Here is a 21,357-nt window from a genome sequence, read left to right on the forward strand (position 1 = left end):
AAAACGGTTTGGATCAGGTCGGCAAAATTATTGCAGAGTGCCCCTAAGATTGATTCCTAAAACAAAGCCTACCTGTTGTAGCGTAGAGAGTTTTACCTTCTCTTCGGGTGTTTGGGTCAATTCGGCCAATAAAGCATTGTAGGGAATGATATAAGTGGTGACAGAGATGAAAAAACCGGCCAGTACCACCGTTAACCACCAAGCATTCTGCAAGCTTTCTCCTTTGATCAAAGGACAGAATACCAAGCTGCAAAAAACAATAGCTGGCAAGATGGCCCATTTCATGATTGGAAAACGCCTGCCTTTTGGATTGGTACTGCTATCGCTAACCGAAGCGATAAAAGGATCATAAGCAGCATCAAATAACCTGCCTGATGCCGCAATAAGAGATAAGATGTTAAAAGCACCAAATACCAATAACTGTGGGATCAATGGAGATAAACCCGAGTTATTTGGGGGTAGGTAAAAATAAGGCAACATCACAATGATCAGATTGGTCATGATGCTCCAACCCATCATCCCCGATGCATAAGCCAATTGTTTTTTAAAAGGTAGTTTTTTGATAGACATCTATAATTTGCCAAGCGCTTGTTCCAAATCAGCAATAAGGTAATCAGCATTTTCTAAACCTACATAAATTCTTATCAACACATGTCGTTTATTGTGTGGGTCAAAATCGGTTTTACTGATTCCCGCACAGGCCGGGAAGACCAAGCTTTCGTGTCCGCCCCAAGAAACGGCCATTAAGATATGGTTCAAACTATTGCAGAATAGCTCTATTTTTTCAATCGATGCTACTTTTAGCACAATGCTGAAAAGGCCGCCACATTTCTTCATCTGTTTGCGTGCCAATGCCAAATCCTTATTTTTTGGGTTGAAAGGATGTAAAACCTGTTCAATTTTTGGATGCGTACTTAAATAGTTGATCACCTGATCAGCCGTTTCACTAATCCTTTCCAACCTGATTTCCAAAGTCCTTAGACCACGTAACAATAGCCAGGCATTTTGTGGGGCCAATGCTGCTCCGATATTGAGGTATTCCTTGTTGAAAATCTTTTCCAATACTTCTTTTTTGCCCGTTAAAACACCTGCAACTACATCGCTATGCCCTGCAAGGTATTTAGTGGCCGATTGTGCAACCAAATCAATACCATAAGCAATTGGTTGCTGGTAAAGTGGCGAACAATAACTGTTATCAATCATGGTTAATATGCCATTGGCCTTTGCAAGTGTAGCCACAGCTTCGAGGTCCTGAACATCGAAACTAAAGGTATTCGGCGATTCGAGGTAGATCAGTTTGGTCTTATTGGTGATAGCCTTTTCAAATTGTTTAAGGTCTGTACCATCAATAAAAGTAGTAGAGATGCCGAATTTCGGTAAAAATTCCTTAAAAAGTTTGATGGTCCAACTATAAGGGTTCTCTACACAGATCACTTCGTCGCCCTGTTTCAATAAGGCCAGTACAGGTACCGTAACTGCGGCAATACCACTGCTAAACACTAAGGCATCTTCTGTACCATCTAGGGCAGCGAGTTTTTTTCTTAAGATATCAATGGTTGGATTAAATCCCCTCGAATACAGGTTGCCCTTGTACTCATCGGCCAGTGCAGCCCTAAAATCTTGTACGGTATCGAACTTGAAATTACTGGTCTGCATAATAGGAGGGGCAACGGCATTAAAATATTGCTCCCTATCTTCTCCAAGTTCATTTAAGATGTAAGATAGATCCATTAGCTTTTGATATTTTCCTTTTTACGGTTAAAGTATTTGGTTACAAAATAGATGACCACAAATCCTGCAAAGATGTACAAACCGTTGAGTGCCGCATTGGGGTCATCGCTATAGATGCTAAAAGCAACAAACAGATAGGCTGCAATAAAGATGATCGGCAGTACAGGATAGAACTTCATGGTATAGATGGTCTTCTTGTCCAGATGTGCTGTTGTTCGACGCAGGTAGAAGATCGCTGCGGCAGAAAATGCCATCCCTATACTATCCAAAAAGATAGTGTAGTTCAATATCTTATCAAAAGTCTGGGCATAAAATATGGTAAAGATGGCAATGATGGTGAAAACCGTTAAGCTCACGATCATCACTTCATTCTTTTTTGTTTTCTTGGTAAAGATGCCGGGTAAGGCTTTTTCTTCACCCATGGCATACATGGCCCGTGGATTACTCAATAAATTAACATTGACGTAGCCCAACACAGAGAAATAGATCAATATGGAAAGCAGCGAAAATCCTGCAGGACCAAGATCTTACCCGCTAAGATGGCGGCAATACTTTCGGCAGATTTCAGTTGTTCGAAGCCAATCACCTTTACATAAGCGTAATTAATGGCCATGTATAAAGTAATGATAATGCCCAATCCAATAATAATGGAGCGTGGGATAACTTTTTTGGCTTCTTTCGCCTCGCCACCAAAATTGATGGTCTGTTGGTAACCACCAAAACTAAAAGAAACAGCAATGAGGCATAGCCCTAATGCTTTTCCATAATCGCTCCAGCTTGGTAAACCACCCGATGCGGTTTTAAAAATAGGGGTAATGCTGGTGGTCTGCTCGCCAAAAAAAACAGCACAGATCAAAGTCATTACCATTACGATCTTGATAACGGTTAAGATGTTCTGGGTTCTGGAACTGGTTTTTAGACCTAAGAGGTTAACGGCATAAAATATAATGATGCTGATCACGGCGATCATCATCCTGTATTCGCCAGTTTGCATTTCTGTAGTTAAAATAACCTTGCTTAAATATTCTGCACCGATCAAGGAAACACCTGCTACTGATGCTGCGTTAGAAACTACAATGATACAGTTGATGGCAAAGGCGATGGAGGGGTGGTAACAGACTGAAAATATCTTGTAATAACCGCCTGTAACTGGATATCTCGAACCAATTTCTGCATAAGTTAAAGCACCACACAAAGCCACAAAACCCCCAACTGCCCAAGCTAAAAAGAATAACTCTGGTATCTGTGCCTTAGCCGCAACATTAACTGGAGTCCTGAAAATTCCCATTCCAATAACGAGGCTGACCACGATCATAGCGAGGTCGAAAAGAGAGAGCTGCTTTTTAGTTTGCATGTATCTAAATTTGAGCTTGGAAGATATGAATTTTAGTTTGGAGTTAAAAGTTTGCAGACCCAAGCAAAAATGTTTATTTGTGGAAACTTTGTGGTTGATTTGCACCTAGATTAGCTTAAATTTGTAATGCTGAATTGTTTTTTGGCCTCATTGCTCAGGATGGCGGGCAATACAGCAAGGAAACAATCTATTTACAGTACTATTGCTGCTGCAGATGAAAATCTGTACCACACGCTTTCTAATATCAATTAAAACATAAAAATATGGCAGAACCAATCTACAACGACGATAGTATACGCTCACTCGACTGGAAAGAACATATTCGTTTACGTCCAGGGATGTACATTGGTAAACTTGGTGATGATCTGCCCAAGATGATGGAATTTATGTTTTGTTAAAAGAGATCGTAGATAACTCTATCGATGAGTTTGTAATGGGTTCGGGCAGAACAATTGATATTACTTTGTCAGATCATAAGGTCAACATCCGCGATTATGGCCGTGGTATTCCTTTAGGTAAAGTGATCGATTGTGTGTCTAAGATCAATACCGGTGGTAAATACGATAGCAATGCCTTTCAGAAATCGGTTGGTTTGAATGGGGTGGGTACCAAGGCTGTAAATGCTTTGTCTACCAATTTTGTGGTGCAATCATACCGCGATGGTAAAACAAAAAAAGTAGAATTTAGCAAAGGTGAAATCGTTGTTGACCATCCAATTATCGATACGACACAACGCAATGGTACCGCGATTACCTTTTACCCAGACGATACCATTTTTAGGAACTACCATTATATCCCAGATTTTGTGGAGAGCATGATCTGGAATTACGTATTTCTAAATACTGGATTGACCATCAATTTCAATAACCAGAAATATTTTTCGGAAAGAGGCTTGTACGACCTGCTTTCTAAATTTAATAAACCCGAAGAAATCCGTTATCCGATATCCACCTAAAAGGGAACGATATTGAGGTTGCAATGACCCACGGACAACAATATGGTGAAGATTACCACTCTTTTGTAAACGGACAACATACCACGCAAGGCGGTACACACCAGGCGGCATTTAGGGAGGCAGTAGTAAAGACCATCCGCGAATTTTATAAAAAGGAGTTTGACGCGAGTGATGTAAGGGCATCTATCATCGCTGCTGTTTCTGTTAGGGTACAAGAACCCGTTTTCGAATCGCAGACCAAAACGAAACTAGGCTCGCAGAACATGGGGCCAGAAGGTCCATCTGTGCGTACGTTCATCAATGATTTTGTAAAGAAAGAACTGGACGATTACCTGCATAAACATGCTGATGTGGCAGATGCGATCTTGAAAAGGATCATCCAGTCTGAGAGAGAGCGTAAAGATATAGCGGGCATTAAAAAGCTGGCCAACGACAGGGCAAAAAAAGCATCCCTGCACAATAAAAAACTGAGAGATTGCAAGGTGCACTTTAACAGTACCCACGATAAAAGATACGAAACGACCTTGTTCATTACCGAGGGGGATTCGGCTTCTGGATCCATCACCAAATCAAGGGATGTAGATTGCCAGGCGGTTTTTAGCCTGAAAGGGAAACCGTTAAATTGCTACGAACTGACCAAAAAAGTAGTTTACGAAAACGAAGAGTTTAACCTGTTACAACATGCCTTGAACATTGAGGATGGTTTAGAGGGATTGCATTATAACAACATTGTAATTGCGACCGATGCCGATGTAGATGGCATGCACATCCGTTTGTTGATGATGACCTTCTTTTTGCAGTTCTTTCCAGACCTGGTAAAGGCCGGACATGTTTACATCTTGCAAACGCCATTGTTTAGGGTGCGTAATAAAAAAGAAACCATCTATTGTTACAGTGAAGACGAGCGTAGGGATGCCATAGAAAAATTGGGAGGTAAACCAGAAATAACCCGATTTAAAGGGCTTGGAGAAATCTCGCCAGATGAATTTGGCCTATTTATCGGGAAAGATATCAGGTTAGACCCTGTGATCTTAAAAGACCAGACTATTAAAAGCCTGCTTGAATATTATATGGGTAAAAATACACCTGATAGGCAACAACATATCATTAAAAACCTAAGAATAGAAAAAGACGAAATAAAAGAAGAAGAAAGGGATAGAAATGAGGCCAATACAGAAACTTTAGATGTAGCCTAATCTCTTTGATTAACTAATGGTTAAAAATCAAGTTTTTTGGATTTAACTTACAAGCAATTAATATTTTAGCTTATATTTGCATATCCCTATTGTTATTGAAATCTTGCCCTCGATGTTTTTTGGGGGTATTAATATTTTTAAATAACGAGCATTTATGCCACTTTCTTCTACAAAAAATCCTTCCACACGTTACGGTCTTATCGTTTTTTTAATATTGACCTTATTTTTGTGTGCTATTTTCTTCTATATCAGAAATAACAAGTCGCAGGAGCTCACCCGTGACATCAATCAACTTGCTGAGTTAAAGGAAGATTATAGTCAAATAGATACCTGTGTGGCTGTATTGTATAATGCAGACAACAATTGTAGATTGTATGCGGTAACGGGACAGCAAGCTTACATCAAACAATTTCTGAGTAACATCAACTTTGTTTCGAAAACCTTAGACAGCATCAACAAAAATGCAGAAGAAGTTGAAAGAACAGCACCAAAGAATATCAAGGGACTGGTTGAACAGAAAAAAATAAGGACAGAATTATACTTAAAGTTAAGACAATTAACTGATAGCCTTATTGATGTTTCTTCAAATATTGACACCACACATTTTGGTTTTAGATTGAATAATGGGAAAGAATTGACCTACAAACAATTTAAAACCATGGTAAGTGTAGATACTATCCATAAAGCTACCGAAGCAAAACCAGATAAGAACTTATTGGGAAGATTGGCCGATGCATTTTCTAAAAAGAAAAGTAAGGCCAAAAGTGCCGATACAACTGCTAAGATGGTTAGAACAGAAACCAAGTTGGACACTTCTTTACAAAGCAGAAATTTCAATAAGCTACAGTTACAGAACATGAACAATTATTTCCGTAACCTGTATGCGGCAAATAATATGCTCAAAAAAAATGAGATTGTTATTTTACAACTCAACAATAAGATTATCACTGAAATCCTGTCTCTTTTACAAGCCTATAAAAACAAAGAGAAAGAATTTATAGCACAGAACAAAGCAGAGCTTAAATATCAAATAGACGATTCTTTTAAAAGTGTAGATGGATCTTTAGTTCTAGCATGGCCTTGTTGTTTATCCTGGTATCAGCAATATTGTACAACCTCTGGAGGACCTATAAAAATGAAAGCGAGCTGATCAATTACAGTCAGAAAGCCTCACAATATGCCATATCTAAAAGTAGGTTCTTGGCCAACATGAGCCACGAGATCAGAACGCCTTTAAATTCGGTGATTGGTTTTTCTGAACAGCTTAGCCAAGGTGAACTCAATGGGCAACAAATTGAACAGGTCAATGCCATTAGAAGTTCTTCTGTAATGTTATTGGATGTGGTAAACGATATCCTCGATTTTTCTAAATATGAAACAGGTAAAGTAAGCTTTGATAAGATTTCTTTTGTTCCTTATGATGCGATAACCGAAGTTTTCAATAGCATTGCCATTCAGGCTACCAATAAAGGAGTTAAACTTAAAAACGAGATTTTATTTAAAAAGAACCACTGTTTCTCTGGAGATTCGCTCCGTTTAAAACAGGTGATCATGAACTTATTGAGCAATGCCATCAAGTTCACGGAAGAAGGTTCGGTTACGCTTAAGGCAGACATTACGTTGAACTCTAAAAAACAAGGGGTATTAAAAGTACAGGTTATTGATACTGGTATTGGAATAAGTGCAGAAAGTCTTGAAATGATTTTTGATGAATTTGCGCAGGTCTATTATTCATCTACCAAAATCAAACAAAAAGGAACGGGGCTTGGTCTTGCCATTTGTAAAAAGATAGTAGAGTTTCAAGGTGGTCAGATTGGTGTGAGCAGTCAACTGGGTCAAAGATCTACCTTTAGTTTTGAAATCCCTTATGAGCTTTGTTCTCAGGACAGCATTTTAGAAAGTAAAAATGTAAACAGCATCGATGCAGAATGGTTGGAAGGGAAACGTATCCTTTTGGCCGACGATAACAAGATGAATATTTTGTTGGCACAGACCGTACTTAAAAAATACAAACTCGTAACCGATGTTGCCTACGATGGTAAAGAGGCATTTGTACTCTTTGAGAAGAATGAATACGACCTGATCTTAACGGATATCCAAATGCCAGAAATGGGAGGGATTGAATTGACAAGAATCATCAGGTCTTACCCTAATGCTGCGAAAGCCAATATTCCTATTTTGGGGGTTACCGCTAATGTGCTACAAGAAGACCGCAAAAAGTACATTGAATCTGGGATCAATAACTTGGTTTTAAAACCATTCTCGGAAAGAGAATTGATTGATAAAATTGCAGAATATATTACAAAGGGCTAAGTTTTAGGCAAATCGACCGTATCTTCAGGATGTTGAGGAGGTAATACACCAACGTTTTTTTCTACCACCACTGTTTTCAGGTGAACCGCATATTTGGTAGGAGCAATGCCCTTGTCGTACTTTTCGGCATATACTTGTGTAAACTCAGCACCAAAGTAGAGAATGATGGAAGTATAATAGATCCATACCAAAATAATGATAATTGATCCTGCAGACCCAAAGACCAGGCCTGGGTTCGATTTTTCTAAATACATTCCAATCAGATATTTACCAAGACCAAAAAGCAAAGCGGTAAAGGCGGCGCCAACCAAGGCAGATTTCCATTTCAAGATCACATCGGGCAATACCTTAAAGATCACTGCAAAAACACCTGTAACTACAGCAAAGGTCAATATGTTGTTTAAGATTAAAATGATGAAAGCAGTAGTATCGGTAATTTCGGGAATAAATTTAGAAAGTTTATTGCCCAGGCTCAACACCAAACTATTGACTACTAAAGAAACCAACAGCAAGAAACCAAGAGATACGATCAATGAAAAAGAGAGTAGACGATTGGTGATCAGTTTCTTCCATCCTTTTTTAGGCACTGCTTTTACTTTCCAGAATTAGATTGATACTGTCTTGTATCTCTGTAAATACGGCGGTTGCACCAATAATTAACACAACAATGCCTATAATCAAAGCAAAAGAGCTTTTGCCAGATAGACTGGCATTGGCCACGAAACTTTGGATCTGAACGGCTGCATCATGCCCTACCAAATTGTTGATTTGTGAAAAAAGTTTGTTCTCAATGGCGTCTTGGCTATAGATCAAACTTGCAGAAGAAATAATGATGATGATCAATGGCGACAAAGAGAAAATGGTATAATAGGCCAGTGCCGCACTTAACTTGGTTACACGGTCTTCTACAAAACCTTTGCCCGCAGCTAAAAATAAATGCCCTGTACTCACTAAAAAGTGTTTGATATTTTTTGCTAATCTGATCATGTATTAAAAAGGATATCCGATACCGATGTTTAAAATAAAGTTTTCTTTACGCCAAGTTTTGCTGCCAAAATCAACCTGGTTCAATACCCAACGTTGCCCACTTGGAAGATAAGGTTTTCTGATAGGGAAGGCCCCATCCAATCTGATTACAAAAATAGTAGCATCTATCCTTAAGCCTGCACCGGTACCTACAGCAAGTTCGCTAAATGCCCTGTTCAATTTAAATCCAGAACCAGGTCTGCCCATATTTGATGTTCCAGGAACGCCTTTATCTTCTTTTCTTAACCATATGTTACCCGCATCTACAAAAACAGCTCCTTGTAAAACACTTACAATTTTAAATCGTAATTCGGTATTCAGCATCATTTTTATATCGCCACCTTGATCAGAAAAAGTTTGGTTATCTGGGACTTTATATGTTCCCGGGCCTAATATTCTCGCTCTAAATGCCCTGATGTCATTACTTCCGCCAGCAAAAAACTGACGCACAAAAGGTAAGGTCGTGCTATTGCCATAAGCATAGCCATAGCCTAGATTAAGTCTACTTGCTAAAATTAGATTCTTATTTATTTTATAGTAATCTCTTAAATCGGTTTCTATTCTTACAAATTGAGTGAGCGATTGGTCAAATAACGTTCTTCTGCCTAAATCATCTTTTGGAACAAATAATCCCCATAAATTTCCCCCAGTTTCAATTCGTCCATTAAAGAAAATATTATTTCTTCTGGATGTTTCCATTTGGTTTGTAAATGTGAAATTGTAATTACTTCCAATAATAAATTGGTTTTCTAAAGATGTTCTTAATATTGGATTCTCAGTAAACAAGCGCTGCTTAGTCAATGAATCGGGAAAACTAGCCCTTACATAATTCACTGATATTGGATTAAAAGTATGTTCTTTTCGAATATTCTCTTTCCAATTGTAGCCAAGCTCAGTTTTAAAAGCATTTAATGAATATTGCGATCGTCTACTTAATAATTGATAAGAAAGCGAGGCAACCGTTTTTGGGATAAATGCGGTAGTTGACTTTGGTTTATAAAAAGGTACAATAAACTGAGGAAAAGTTAGCTTTGCTTCGGTTGTAAACGAGTAAGAATTTAATCCTTTTGAAATGCCACTTACTTGCGTTTCAAAACCACCACTTACGCTCACATCTAATTGTTCTGCACCCCTAAATAAGTTTCTTGTCGTTTGTGTTAATTTTATTTCAGAACCTACAAAATTATTTGATTTACTTGTTCCTGTTACACTAAAACTCAATGAGTTTTTCTTTAAGGGCGTAAGGAAAATATTTAAATTTAACTGGTTGTTCTTAAAGCTGTCAATTGGTAAAAATTCTGCCCTTACATCTCTGAACGCCCCAATGTTAACCATTCTGTTTAGAGATTGGTTATGGTCTTTTCTATTATAGTTTTCTCCTTTTTTGAAGAATACTAAACGATCAAATAATTTCGGTTTAAATGTATTCCGATTATCATAGATGTTAAAATCATTGTATTGCAAAGGCGTTAAACTTCTAAGTACACTGTCTCTTCGTAAATTATAATTTGGGTAAATATTTATATTCTTAATGGTATAAGATTTTAAGCCGGCATCTGGCGCACTTCTTTTAACACTTACATAAAGATCAACTAAGTTTTTTCCAATCGTACTATCTGCTTGTACAATCAAATAGTCTGGACTGAAATAAAAATAGCCACTTTCTTTTAAATCATTATCGATCCGAATTCGTTCATTTTTATAGGTATCCAAATCATAAAAATTACCAACCTTTAGCAGGGTTTTATCTTTGTTGGCATTGATGATTTTAGTTAGCATTCCGGTATCTGGTGGAAAAGTAACACTATTAATTTTGTATCGAATACCAGTATTAGCTGTATATACTGCCTTACCTTTTTTTCCTTTTAAAACAGTATCTCCAGAAACATCTGCCTGCAAATAGCCTTGGCTAATTAAATAACTTTTAAGCACATCGTTATTGTATTTGATTTTTACATCATTAACTAAAACAGGGGCTTCGCCAATTTTATTTTTTAGCCAATTTCCTAAACCTTTTGGTTTTACAGTATCTGCAGCCAAATTGTATAGTAACAACTTCCATTTTATGCCAAGCAAAGATTTGTTTGGTCTTGGTCTGGTTTTGCTTTCTAATGTATTGGCAACCTGTTTCTGATTGTCAATTCTTGCAGAAGAATCTGGATTGATAATAATTTCTGCACCAGTGTATAGATATTGTCCAGGTTTAAGTCGCTTGGTTGTACTGCAACTAGTAAAAACCAAAAAAGCGAATAAAAATAGCGTAGGTTTAATTAACTGTTTCATCTTTTTGTTTCTGCTCTAATTGGTTTTTTATTCTTTTTGAACGTTTTTGAAAAACCTCTCTAAATTTATTGTAATCTACAACTAGGGTAAATCCGAGCCCAGTTTCAATAATTTGTCCTTCAACAATACCTTCATTTTGGTTGCGACGATAAAATCTTAATCTATATCTGCCATCAGCGGATAATAGGTAATCTATATTTACATTACCAGCTATATTCGAAGAACTTTGTCCTGGTGTTTTCGGACCCTCGAGACCAAATGAACTACCAACAGTAACCGTTAAGCGGTCATTCAATAATTTTTTAGAAAGGCCGATTTCTAGATCTGTTTTTTGCTCTAATGAACCGGTAGAATAATCTTCAGAAGAATTTACGCCAAAATTAAGGTCTATACCTTGAATTAAATCTGATGCCAGATTATTTAACTGTTCTGTTAGCAATTTGCTTACACTAGATCGGGCCCATGTAGAAGCGCCACCGCCACCACCAGCTAAACTCTGGAATGGATTGTTTGCAATAAATCTATTCAGCGCCAACAAGGCAAAAACTTGTTTGTTCAACTCATTCTCGTCTCTATTTACATTTTGTAGTTTGGTATAAACAATTCCTTGTAATGCACCACGTTCGTTTTCAGGTAAATCAATTTTGAAAGAGATAGTAGGTTTAAGCAATTCATCTTTCATGTATAAATATACCTGAAAAGGTAATTTTGTTTTAGCAAGAATGTTTTCGGGCTCATTTATTAAATCAATAGGAGCAGCATTAACTTCATATAGAGCAGTTAAATTTACCGTTGCAGCGGTAGGCTCTCCAGTCCAAATAATTGTACTTCCTTTTACAATTTTAAATGGCCTTTTGCCTAAGGGTGCAACAGTTAAACTATATGAACCATCAATTACTTCGTAACGACCTGTTAAACTTATTTTACCGCTTGGGTCTATTGTAGCATTTAAATTCGCATTGCCTTTAATATTTAAATTATCTCCATTTTGAGGGTCAACTACTACGTTTAATTCTGCCTCAGGATCAATAGTAATTGCTGCTACTAGGTTCATACCTTTTAATGTAGACTTACTTATGCTGTCTGGTTTTAGCGCTTTCTCGCCATTAAACGGAGGGGCATCTTTATCTATAAATTCAACAATACCTTCTTGTTCTATTACGGAAGGATCATTTATTGGCAAAGCATAGAAAAATTTAGTCCCTTTGTCAACTTTGATGTTCATGTTCACATCAGGTTGGTTAATATCACCACGAACTTTGATGTTACTGGTAAGATATACGGTACCATAAATCATATCGTTATCTTTTGCTGTTGAATTTATGGCTCTAAAATTATTTGTTTTAATATCTAAACCGAATCTTATATTCTTAAAATCCGAAGTATAAATATTTCCATCAATAATTGCTTTTTTGCCCAATGAATCAATTAAAGTAAAGTCATCAAAACGGATTCCTTCATTATTAAATGTTATTTCTTGAGTGGGCATCGTAAAATAAGAATTGATATAAGCGACATTAAAACCAGCATCATTAAATTTTAATGTACCTAGAATTTTAGGCGTAGTTGGTTCTCCTTTTACGGTAAACTGTCCACTTAGGGTGCCTCTGCCTTGTCTAATTTGCCTCATGCTCACACTTTCTATTTCCCTCAAATCAATTTTATCAATATTTACCGTTAAATCTAAGGTGCTTTTAGGAGCTGTATAATAAAAACCACTTGCTCGTAATTCGTGAACTCCTTTTAACTTGGCATCAACCTGGAATGCATTTTCGGTATTGTTGTTAACCAATAGACTTAAATCGCCCAGCTCATCTTTCTGATAACGGAGTTTGCTAATGTTTAAATTAGCTTCGAACTTAGGGTTTGAGGCCAGGTCTTTTACATCAACCATTCCGTTAATTACTCCACCAGCCAATGTGGTATCAGTTTCTGCAAACTTGGTTAGGGTTTCGATCTGGAAATTCTTGAACTCAGCACGTAAAGGCGAATTTGGGGTATTGTTAATGCTATTGATACTTAACAATTGCTGTCCCTGACTTAAATTGAATTGATTGGCCAAGATGCCAGATTGGCCAAACTGGATAAAGTTTTCTGGCGAAATGGTCCATTTTTCATAATCCAATAATAACTTGTTAGGATCTAGGCTGAACCTGAAATCTTTATTGATAGATTTAAATATACCGGCCAAAACATATTTGTTTTTCCTTTGCCTATCACGAAGGAAGATGTTCAGGTCTAATTGGTTGTTGGCAGCAACGCCCGAAATTTCTGTATTGAATAAAACAATGGATGGACTTTGGATGCTTTTGACCAATAAACTATAGTTCAGTTTTTGTGCTTTATTGTTGATCACCAAACGTGTACTGTCCACATTGTAATCGCCATACACAATCTTAGGAAAGGATGCGTTCAACAGTAAACTGTCCTTTTGGGTATCAATCAGCCCATTGATTGTCGATGGGACAAAAGTGGTTAACTGCGGTACAAAATCGGTTAGGAATTTAGGATTATGGACTTTGATCGCAAACCTAAAGCGTTGGTCTGGAATAGAAGTAACCTCGCCAAACTGATAATATTTATTGATCTGGTTGATTACAGCATTACCAATTTTACTCAATTGGTATTTGCCATCAATTTTTGCAGTTAACAATTCCGATTTTAAAGAAAGTTTGTTCTCCGTAGCTGTAGAAACAGCATTGATCTGGATGGTATCTACATTAAATCTTTTGCCTTCTTTTACCAACTGAAGGCCTGTTGCAAAAATATCTCCATTTAAATAATCTACATCGGCAGTTTGCATGGATGCCTTTATATTGCCCGCAACTTTAAATTCGGTCGTACTAAAATTAAGCTTTTGGAGGTCAACCTGTTTAAGGTTGACGATGCCTTTAACCGCCGGATATTTCCCTGCCAAGTTTACCTCAGCATTTAGATTAAAATTAAGGTTGCTATCGGGCATATTGCTTTTGATCTTCACCAACTGATTGGCATAAGTTCCATTTAAGCTCAGGTTGCGGTAATTGTATTTGTTGTAGGTAGCACTGATCACTTGTGCATTGAACTTTGCATTGATTTTTTTAGGATCTAGACCTGTTCCCACCACATCTGCTTTAACAGTAACACGCCCCAAAGTTGCTTGTTGCTTTAATAATCTGCCCACGTTAAAATTGTTCAAGCTGATGTTCGCTTTGTAGCTTTCTTTCCCTTTTGGCCCTTTCATGCCCGCAACAACCTGTGCAGAACCCATATCGGTTTGGATGTTCAGATTGGTGTTGAAATCACTCATCGAACCTTTAAAGTTACCTCTGGCATTGATCGTATTGGGCAACTCGATACTTGGAGGCAAGGATTTTTTAGGAATGGCCACCAATAGATCGCCTTTGGTCAGGTAGAGCTTTTTGATGTTGAGGTCTAGGTAAGTTTTATTGATATCGGGCAAACCTTTGGCTTTACCGCTGATGTCTATCTGTGTGTTTTTTAACCCACTGATCTGTAGTTGAGGGATATTCAGATTGTTTAAATAACCATTGACGTTGGCATTGATCTTGATCTGCTCTTTACGGTAATCTGCTGGAATGGCATCGCTAAAAAAGACAGCATCCTTTAAACCGATTGTCGTGTTTTTTAAACTTAGGCTTAAACGTACTTTTTCTGGATGTTTAGTCAGATCGTCGATAGATGTAAAACTCAAGTCTGTAGTATTGTTGATACTGGTATGGGGTGTTCTTAAAATAAGATTTGACAATTTGATCTGTTTGTCGCTGTAAACCGCATCGCCCTTTAATTCATTTAAGATAAAGCCACTTTTGTCTTTTAGGGAGCCATTTTTTACATTGGCTTTAATGCCTGATGCATCATAACTTACACCACTGGCTCCTAAATTTAGGCCCATAATATTCAAGTGGTTAAAGTCGAGTCCTTTGGCAGGTTTTGCACCAAGGTTATCAAATTGTACCGTATTGTCGTTAAAGTCTACATTTTTGATCAATAGGGCCAAAGGCGATTTTTCTACAACAACTGTATCCTTTACCTTTTTAAGATTATTACTGGGTGCAGGTTTAAAGGCAAACAGAATTTTAGATTTGTTTAATCTGGCTTCATCTGCCTGATATTTACTGTTTGTTAGGTCTATTTTTAAATTAACCAATCCCAAATCGTTAAGATCTGCAATGGCTTTTGTAGTCGATAGCTGGTCATCATAATTGATTTTTACGTTGCTGAATGCAAAATCCTGTACTTCTATTAGAGGTAATTTACCTTGTTGTTTTTGGGCACTATCTACGCTGTTGGTTAAATGTTGTACCAACTGTACCAGAGATTTTTGCTGGAGGTAGCTGAGTGAAGTATTTTTTAGACTCAATGTTTTGATCACGTAATGCTGTTTGGCCAGATCGAAATCTTTTATTTTAGTTCTAAATTCACCCAGATAAAGTTTTACATCATTGCCGGCAACATCATCCCGATAGGTAATTCCAATATCTTCAAATAGCACTTTGTCTATCCTAAATTTAAGTGTAGAGGTGCTGTCTTGGTTTACATCCTCAGGTTTTTTTTCTTCAGACATAAAAGCATCAACCAAAAAAGAAAAATTGAAAGTGGTATCTGGCGAAATTCGTTTGACATTTGCACGTATGTTTTTTAGCTCAATATTATTCACCTCAACTGTATTCTTCAGCAGTTTGAAAAGGCTAATGTCAACCTGTAGTTTTTCGGCATACAATAAGGTGTCGCCCTTACGGTCTTCGATGTAGAATTTATTCAGCACCACATCTTTCGGCAAGGCTATTTTAATGCTTTCTAATCTTACCTCGGTTTTGGTCTTGTTTTTAAGGTAGGTGATGGCCCTGTCTTTAACGAAATTTTGTACAGCCGGAATATTTAAGGAAAGTGCAATCAATACTACTAGCAAAATTACACTAGCAATGATCCAGAGGATAATTTTTAGGCCTTTACGTAAATACTTCTTCAAAAGGAGATGGATTAAGATGGTAAACTGATGTACTCGCTAAAATCATGCCACCGAGATGACACTCAATAAACAAATTAGGCATAAAAATGTTCATTAAAAACTGAAGTAAAATGTACTGCGTTTATATTACCACAAATAATATGTAAGTTTAATTTATGAACACACTTAATTTTAACATCAGTTATGAGACTTATACTGGTATAGATGAACTTTCGGAAACAGACCAAATGTTATGCAATAAAGCGAAAGATGCATTGGCATCATCGCACTCTCCATATTCTAAATTTAAAGTAGGAACAGCTATCTTGTTGGATGATAATCAAATAGTGTTAGGCAGTAACCAAGAAAATGTAGCCTATCCATCAGGGCTATGTGCAGAAAGAGTGGCCTTGTTTACCATTGGTGCCAACTATCCAGGTGCGGTCATCAAGTCGATGGCAATTACGGCACAGACCGAAAACTTTAAGATCGAAAACCCAGTAACCTCTTGCGGAGCCTGTTTACAGGTAATGGCCGAGTACGAAAAAAAACAAAATAAACCAATCGATGTCTTATTTTACTGTATTGATGGTGCCATTATTAAAGTGAAAGGCGTGAAGAGCTTATTGCCTTTTGTATTTGTAGAAGACCGATTGGGTGGTTAAAAAAGTATGACCACATAGAAACGTTCATTGTTTGAGCAGATTTAACAATGTTTTCTATGTGCCTATGTGGTCAAACTGTTTAACTTAATGTATTAACGTTTAAAGAGAGTATTATTTTTTTAAAGCTTCCCTAACTTTTGGTGCAATCTGGGTGCCGAATATCTCAATAGATTTCATCATCTCGGTATGAGATGGTCCACCAACATCCATGTGTGCTGAAAAACGGGTCAAGCCAAACATTTCTTCCATGGCCAAGATCTTATCAATGGCTTCATTGGCATCGCTGATGATCAATGCGCCATCTTTGCTTCGTCCAAAGTCAAATTGGTGTTGTTGGTAAGGTGGCCAGCCACGAGAACGACCAACTCTGTCCATCTGTGCCGAATAAAGTGGGTAGTAATAATCAGCAATCTGCTTACTGTTTTCCCCAAAAAAGGAATGCATATGTACCCCAACTTCAAATTTAGACTGGTCGTGACCATAGCCCTCGTAAACTTTTTGATAATAATCGAATAAAGGTTTAAACTGTGCTGGCGAACCACCAATAATGGCAAACATTACAGGTAGGCCGAACTTACCTGCCCTTAAAACAGATTCAGGTGTGCCGCCAACGGCAACCCATATCTTTAAGTTGTTATCTACTGCACGAGGTAGGATTTCTTGGTTCACCAATTCTGGTCTGAATTTACCTTTCCAGCTTATTTTTTGCTCCTTATTGATTTTTAAAAGGAGCTCTAATTTCTCTTCATAGAGTTCGTCATAATCTTGTAGGTTAAAACCATACAATGGAAACGATTCGACAAAACTGCCACGACCAGCCATCAGTTCGGCCCTGCCATTGGCAATTAGATCTACTGTTGCAAAACTTTGGTACAATTTTACAGGGTCGGCAGAACTTAACACCGAAACCGCACTGCTTAATTTGATGTTTTTGGTGATGCTTGCTGCTGCGGCCAAAACAATTTCTGGGCTTGATACCGCATAATCAGGACGGTGATGTTCGCCTATGCCAAAGAAATCCAAACCAACTTCATCCATCAGTTTAACTTCCGCTAAAATTTCCTGTAATCTTTGTTGAGCTGGCTGTATTTCGCCTTTTGCATTGATCTGCAGATCTCCAAACATGCCGATACCTAATTCCATAATGTTATATTTTTTAACAAAGTTAGGAGATAGGGTTAGTAAAAGATCTGATGTATGGTAAGAAATGAAGACGGTAGTCGATAAAATTTGAATCATCTTAGACAGCCGAGTTGCAGCTAAGGCTTAGCTTTTCTTAGGCGGCTGAGGTGGTAGGCTATATGGTGTTCGAACCATCTTAGACACCTGAGTTACATCTAAGGCTTAGGTTCTCTTAGGTTGCTTAGGTGGTGAAAAATGATGTTGAATATTAAGTATTGAAGCCGGCCAAGTGTAACTTGATTTTCTTCATTCCTTAATGTTTGTTTTTATAGAACGCACCTTCTCGAGATGCTCATTTTTTAAAAGCGCTGGAGGATTAAATATACGAAATGAACGGTATCCATTAATAGCTGCACAGGTTGGTGTAAGCTAAACCCGATGGGAATGAAAAGAAGCGTAGCGCGTAAAATGGACAGCGGGACTAACGATGTTCAATGTCATTACAGTAGCTTTTCTAACCCGCTTCCTTATCTTCACTGTTGTGGGTTTCACTAGGCCATCAAATCAACAGCTGTTTAAAACTTCTCTTAAAAATTCTGATCACAAGCGTTATATTTACGCATCCCAAATACTTTTATAGCGAATGAGTGAAGAATTAGACAACAATTTAAACGAAGATGCCTTGCCGGATACTCCGGAGAATAAACATTCGGTTATCCCAATTAACGGACTTTATGAAAATTGGTTCCTCGATTATGCTTCTTATGTAATTCTAGACAGAGCGGTACCGCATATACACGATGGTTTAAAACCTGTGCAACGTCGTATCATGCACTCTTTAAAGGAAATGGATGATGGACGTTTCAACAAAGCTGCCAACGTAATTGGGAATACGATGAAATATCACCCCCATGGTGATGCTTCTATTGGCGATGCAATGGTACAGATCGGACAAAAGGACCTGTTAATTGATTGTCAGGGAAACTGGGGCGATCCCATCACTGGCGACAGTGCGGCAGCTCCTCGTTACATTGAGGCCCGTTTATCGAAATTTGCCAACGATGTTGTGTTTAATGCCGATACCACCATTTGGCAATTGAGCTATGATGGTAGAAACAGCGAGCCGGTTACTTTACCTGTTAAATTCCCTTTATTGTTGGCGCAAGGTGCCGAAGGGATTGCGGTGGGTTTGGCCACCAAGGTAATGCCCCATAATTTTGTTGAGCTATTGGATGCCTCTATAGAAGTATTGAGAGGAAACAAGCCCAATATCCTACCCGATTTCTTTACAGGTGGTATGGCCGATTTTTCTAATTACAACGAAGGGATGCGTGGTGGAAAAATCAGGGTAAGGGCAAAAATTACAGAAAAAGATAAAAAGACTTTGGTAATTACCGAAGTTCCATATAGTACCACCACAGGTTCGGTGATCGACAGTATCTTGGCTGCCAATGATAAAGGTAAGATCAAAGATCAAAAAGATCGAAGACAATACCGCAGCCAGCGTAGAGATTGTGGTGCAGTTGGCGCCTGGTATTTCGCCAGATGTAACCATTGATGCCCTGTATGCTTTTACTGCCTGCGAGGTTTCTATTTCCCCAAATACCTGTATCATTAAAGACGACAAGCCACAGTTCTTGTCTGTAAATGATATTTTGGCGCAGAATACCGCGCATACCAAATTTTTGTTAAAACGTGAATTGGAAATCCGTTTGCACGAATTACAAGAGAAGATTTTCTTTAGTTCGCTCTTGAAGATCTTTATCCAAGAGGGGATGTACAAAAATGCGGAATACGAAAATGCAAGCGATTTTGAGGCGGTAGTAACGGTATTGAACATCTTGTTTGATCCATTTAAACCAAGCTTATACAGAGAAATCTTACCAGAAGACTTTAAAAAGCTGATCGATAAGCCGATGAGTAGCATTACCCGCTTTGATGTGAAAAAGGCAGATGAGCAGATGAAGGCTTTGGAAGACGACATCAAAGTGGTAAAAGGTCATTTGCGCCACCTCACCGATTATGCCATCGCCTGGTTTCAAAAACTAAAGGATAAATACGGCAAAGGTCGCGAGCGTAAAACAGAAATCCGGTTGTTTGATAAGGTAGAGGCCAGTAAAGTTGCCTTGGCCAATGTGAAACTGTACATGAATCGCGAAGATGGTTTTATTGGTACAGGTTTACGCAAGGACGAATTTGTTGCCGATTGCTCTGATATAGACGAAATCATTGTTTTTAGGGAAGATGGCAAGTGTATCGTAACCAAAGTGGCCGACAAAACTTTTGTAGGTAAAGGAATCATTCATGCGCAGGTCTTTAAAAAAGGAGACGAACGTACAGTATACAACCTGATCTACCGCGATGGGGCAAGTGGAACGAACTATATCAAACGTTTCTCTGTTTTAGGAGTAACACGCGATAAGGAATACGACCTGACCAAAGGCACCAAAGGCTCTAAGATTTTGTATTTTACGGCTAACCCTAATGGAGAGGCCGAGATCGATCACCGTACAGCTGAAACCACATTCTAAATTAAAGAAATTACAATTTGATATAGATTTTGCAGAAACGGCCATTAAAGGCCGTGCCTCTCAAGGAAATATCGTTTCAAAATATCCGATTAAAAAAGTATTGTTGAAGAGCAAAGGTGTTTCTACCTTATCAGGATTGAAGATCTGGTATGATGAACTACTGAAACGTTTAAATGTTGACGGTAGAGGGAAATACCTGGGCGAATTTGACGGTGACGATAAAATAGTACAAGTGAATGCCGCAGGTTGGTACGAGCTGACTTCTTTCGACCTAAGCAACCATTTTGATGGTGGAATTGTGTTGATGCAGAAATTTGATCCTGAGCAAGTATATGGCTTGGTGCATTACGATACCAAAGCGAAAAATTATTTTGTAAAGCGTTTTACTTTCGAACTGCAACCCGCAGGTAAAGAGGTAACCATCATCAGTGAGGAACCTGGTTCTAAAATGATCTTCATTACGGGTAAACCTGATGCACAAGTACAGATTGATATAGAAAAAGGAAAATCTAAAACACCAGAAACCTTAGTGGTAGATCTTGCAGGCTTGATTGATGTAAAAGGCTTAAAAGCAAATGGCAACCGACTTTCGCAACACGAAGTGAAACAAGTAGCCTTGGTTAATCCAGAGTCTGAAATTGGAACCGTATTGATCGAAAAAACTACAGCTGCTCCAGAAGAGGAAGACGGGAATGAAGAAAAAGAAGGCGCTGTAGAGATGGTAGAAGAAATGACCATTACAGAAGTAGTACCAGAGGTGATAGAAGATGTTGAACTGCCAGAAATAAAACCAGAAGAGCCTGCTGAACCCGTTATAGAGGCGCCTAAAAAGAAACCTGTGTTTAGGGTAGAGCCAGTAGTTAAAACTGAGCCTAAAGAAAGTGCAAAGGGAGCACCTAAACAGGAGAAAGCACCTGAACCTAAGGTTGAGCAGGCAAAAACAGAACCTAAAGCTGAAGAACCGAAACCAGTTAAAAAGATCGATTTGGAAATCACCAATCCTGATGACATCAAAATTGATGACAAAGGGCAATTAGGGTTTTTCTAAAAGAAAAATTCTATAACTAGAAAAGCCACCAATTGGTGGCTTTTGTGCTTTTTATTTGATGGAATGCTTTTCTTCATCCATTTACTAACTTAATTCCAAATTAAAAATTATATTTGCCACACTCAAGGGGTGCTGATTAAATGCTGTTTTCTATTACAGGTTTCAATGAGCTGAGATTATAC

Annotated in this window: 13 protein-coding genes and 2 pseudogenes; 6 read left to right on the forward strand and 9 right to left on the reverse strand. The window is 38.1% G+C overall.

What is annotated here, in order from left to right; all coding sequences use genetic code 11:
* Window positions 1–27 precede the first annotated feature (27 nt).
* From ACFJIZ_RS21470 to ACFJIZ_RS21485, 4 genes are read right to left on the reverse strand one after another with little or no spacing between them, the layout of a single operon-like run.
* Complete coding sequence (locus ACFJIZ_RS21470) at window positions 28–570, reverse strand: MFS transporter (protein ID WP_379088913.1); 543 nt, start codon at window positions 568–570, stop codon at window positions 28–30.
* Window positions 571–1,731: a trans-sulfuration enzyme family protein gene (locus tag ACFJIZ_RS21475; RefSeq protein WP_379088916.1), complete on the reverse strand. Its 1,161-nt coding sequence runs from the start codon at window positions 1,729–1,731 to the stop codon at window positions 571–573. It abuts the gene before it with no gap.
* On the reverse strand, window positions 1,731–2,207 hold the full coding sequence (locus ACFJIZ_RS21480; protein WP_379094175.1) for a hypothetical protein: 477 nt from the start codon (window positions 2,205–2,207) through the stop codon (window positions 1,731–1,733). Before ACFJIZ_RS21480 ends, ACFJIZ_RS21475 begins: the two co-directional genes overlap by 1 nt.
* Window positions 2,208–2,218: 11 nt before the next feature.
* A complete protein-coding gene (locus ACFJIZ_RS21485; protein ID WP_379088919.1) occupies window positions 2,219–3,085 on the reverse strand; it encodes an APC family permease in 867 nt (288 codons plus the stop codon).
* Window positions 3,086–3,211: 126 nt separating this feature from the next.
* Here ACFJIZ_RS21485 and ACFJIZ_RS21490 point away from each other — a divergent pair, with 126 nt between their 5' ends.
* The 4 genes and pseudogenes from ACFJIZ_RS21490 to ACFJIZ_RS21505 all read left to right on the forward strand — a co-directional run bounded on the left by ACFJIZ_RS21490 (window position 3,212) and on the right by ACFJIZ_RS21505 (window position 7,549).
* The gene (locus tag ACFJIZ_RS21490; RefSeq protein ID WP_379088922.1) at window positions 3,212–3,337 is read left to right on the forward strand and encodes a hypothetical protein; all 126 of its coding nucleotides are present in this window, start codon (window positions 3,212–3,214) and stop codon (window positions 3,335–3,337) included.
* 11 nt (window positions 3,338–3,348) lie between these two features.
* Window positions 3,349–5,236, forward strand: a pseudogene (locus ACFJIZ_RS21495) (DNA topoisomerase IV subunit B).
* Between the two features lie 214 nt (window positions 5,237–5,450).
* A complete protein-coding gene (locus ACFJIZ_RS21500; protein WP_379088925.1) occupies window positions 5,451–6,386 on the forward strand; it encodes a hypothetical protein in 936 nt (311 codons plus the stop codon).
* Window positions 6,344–7,549: an ATP-binding protein gene (locus ACFJIZ_RS21505; protein WP_379088928.1), complete on the forward strand. Its 1,206-nt coding sequence runs from the start codon at window positions 6,344–6,346 to the stop codon at window positions 7,547–7,549. Before ACFJIZ_RS21500 ends, ACFJIZ_RS21505 begins: the two co-directional genes overlap by 43 nt.
* Here ACFJIZ_RS21505 and ACFJIZ_RS21510 read toward each other — a convergent pair.
* Genes ACFJIZ_RS21510 through ACFJIZ_RS21525 form a run of 4 tightly spaced genes read right to left on the reverse strand, consistent with a single transcriptional unit; the run spans window position 7,546 to window position 15,830 of the window.
* On the reverse strand, window positions 7,546–8,136 hold the full coding sequence (locus ACFJIZ_RS21510; RefSeq protein WP_379088931.1) for a YihY/virulence factor BrkB family protein: 591 nt from the start codon (window positions 8,134–8,136) through the stop codon (window positions 7,546–7,548). The two genes, ACFJIZ_RS21505 and ACFJIZ_RS21510, sit on opposite strands and share 4 nt — an antisense overlap.
* Window positions 8,129–8,536 carry a YhjD/YihY/BrkB family envelope integrity protein gene (locus ACFJIZ_RS21515; RefSeq protein ID WP_379088934.1) on the reverse strand — a complete coding sequence of 136 codons (408 nt, stop codon included), beginning with the start codon at window positions 8,534–8,536 and terminating at the stop codon, window positions 8,129–8,131. The genes ACFJIZ_RS21510 and ACFJIZ_RS21515 overlap by 8 nt, the downstream gene beginning before the upstream one ends.
* 3 nt (window positions 8,537–8,539) lie before the next feature.
* Complete coding sequence (locus ACFJIZ_RS21520) at window positions 8,540–10,858, reverse strand: BamA/TamA family outer membrane protein (protein ID WP_379088937.1); 2,319 nt, start codon at window positions 10,856–10,858, stop codon at window positions 8,540–8,542.
* On the reverse strand, window positions 10,842–15,830 hold the full coding sequence (locus ACFJIZ_RS21525; RefSeq protein ID WP_379088940.1) for a translocation/assembly module TamB domain-containing protein: 4,989 nt from the start codon (window positions 15,828–15,830) through the stop codon (window positions 10,842–10,844). The genes ACFJIZ_RS21520 and ACFJIZ_RS21525 overlap by 17 nt, the downstream gene beginning before the upstream one ends.
* A 155-nt stretch (window positions 15,831–15,985) precedes the next feature.
* Here ACFJIZ_RS21525 and ACFJIZ_RS21530 point away from each other — a divergent pair, with 155 nt between their 5' ends.
* On the forward strand, window positions 15,986–16,474 hold the full coding sequence (locus tag ACFJIZ_RS21530; RefSeq protein ID WP_379088942.1) for a cytidine deaminase: 489 nt from the start codon (window positions 15,986–15,988) through the stop codon (window positions 16,472–16,474).
* A gap of 111 nt (window positions 16,475–16,585) precedes the next feature.
* Here ACFJIZ_RS21530 and ACFJIZ_RS21535 read toward each other — a convergent pair whose 3' ends face one another.
* Entirely contained in the window at window positions 16,586–17,617 is a 1,032-nt protein-coding gene (locus ACFJIZ_RS21535; protein WP_379088945.1) for an Atu2307/SP_0267 family LLM class monooxygenase, read from the reverse strand.
* Window positions 17,618–18,239: 622 nt separating this feature from the next.
* On the opposite strand from ACFJIZ_RS21535, the pseudogene ACFJIZ_RS21540 reads away from it, so the two are divergent.
* A pseudogene (locus tag ACFJIZ_RS21540) lies at window positions 18,240–21,175 on the forward strand (DNA gyrase/topoisomerase IV subunit A).
* Window positions 21,176–21,357 lie beyond the last annotated feature (182 nt).

The sequence above is a fragment of the Pedobacter sp. UC225_65 genome (assembly GCF_042698365.1).
Classification (GTDB): domain Bacteria; phylum Bacteroidota; class Bacteroidia; order Sphingobacteriales; family Sphingobacteriaceae; genus Pedobacter.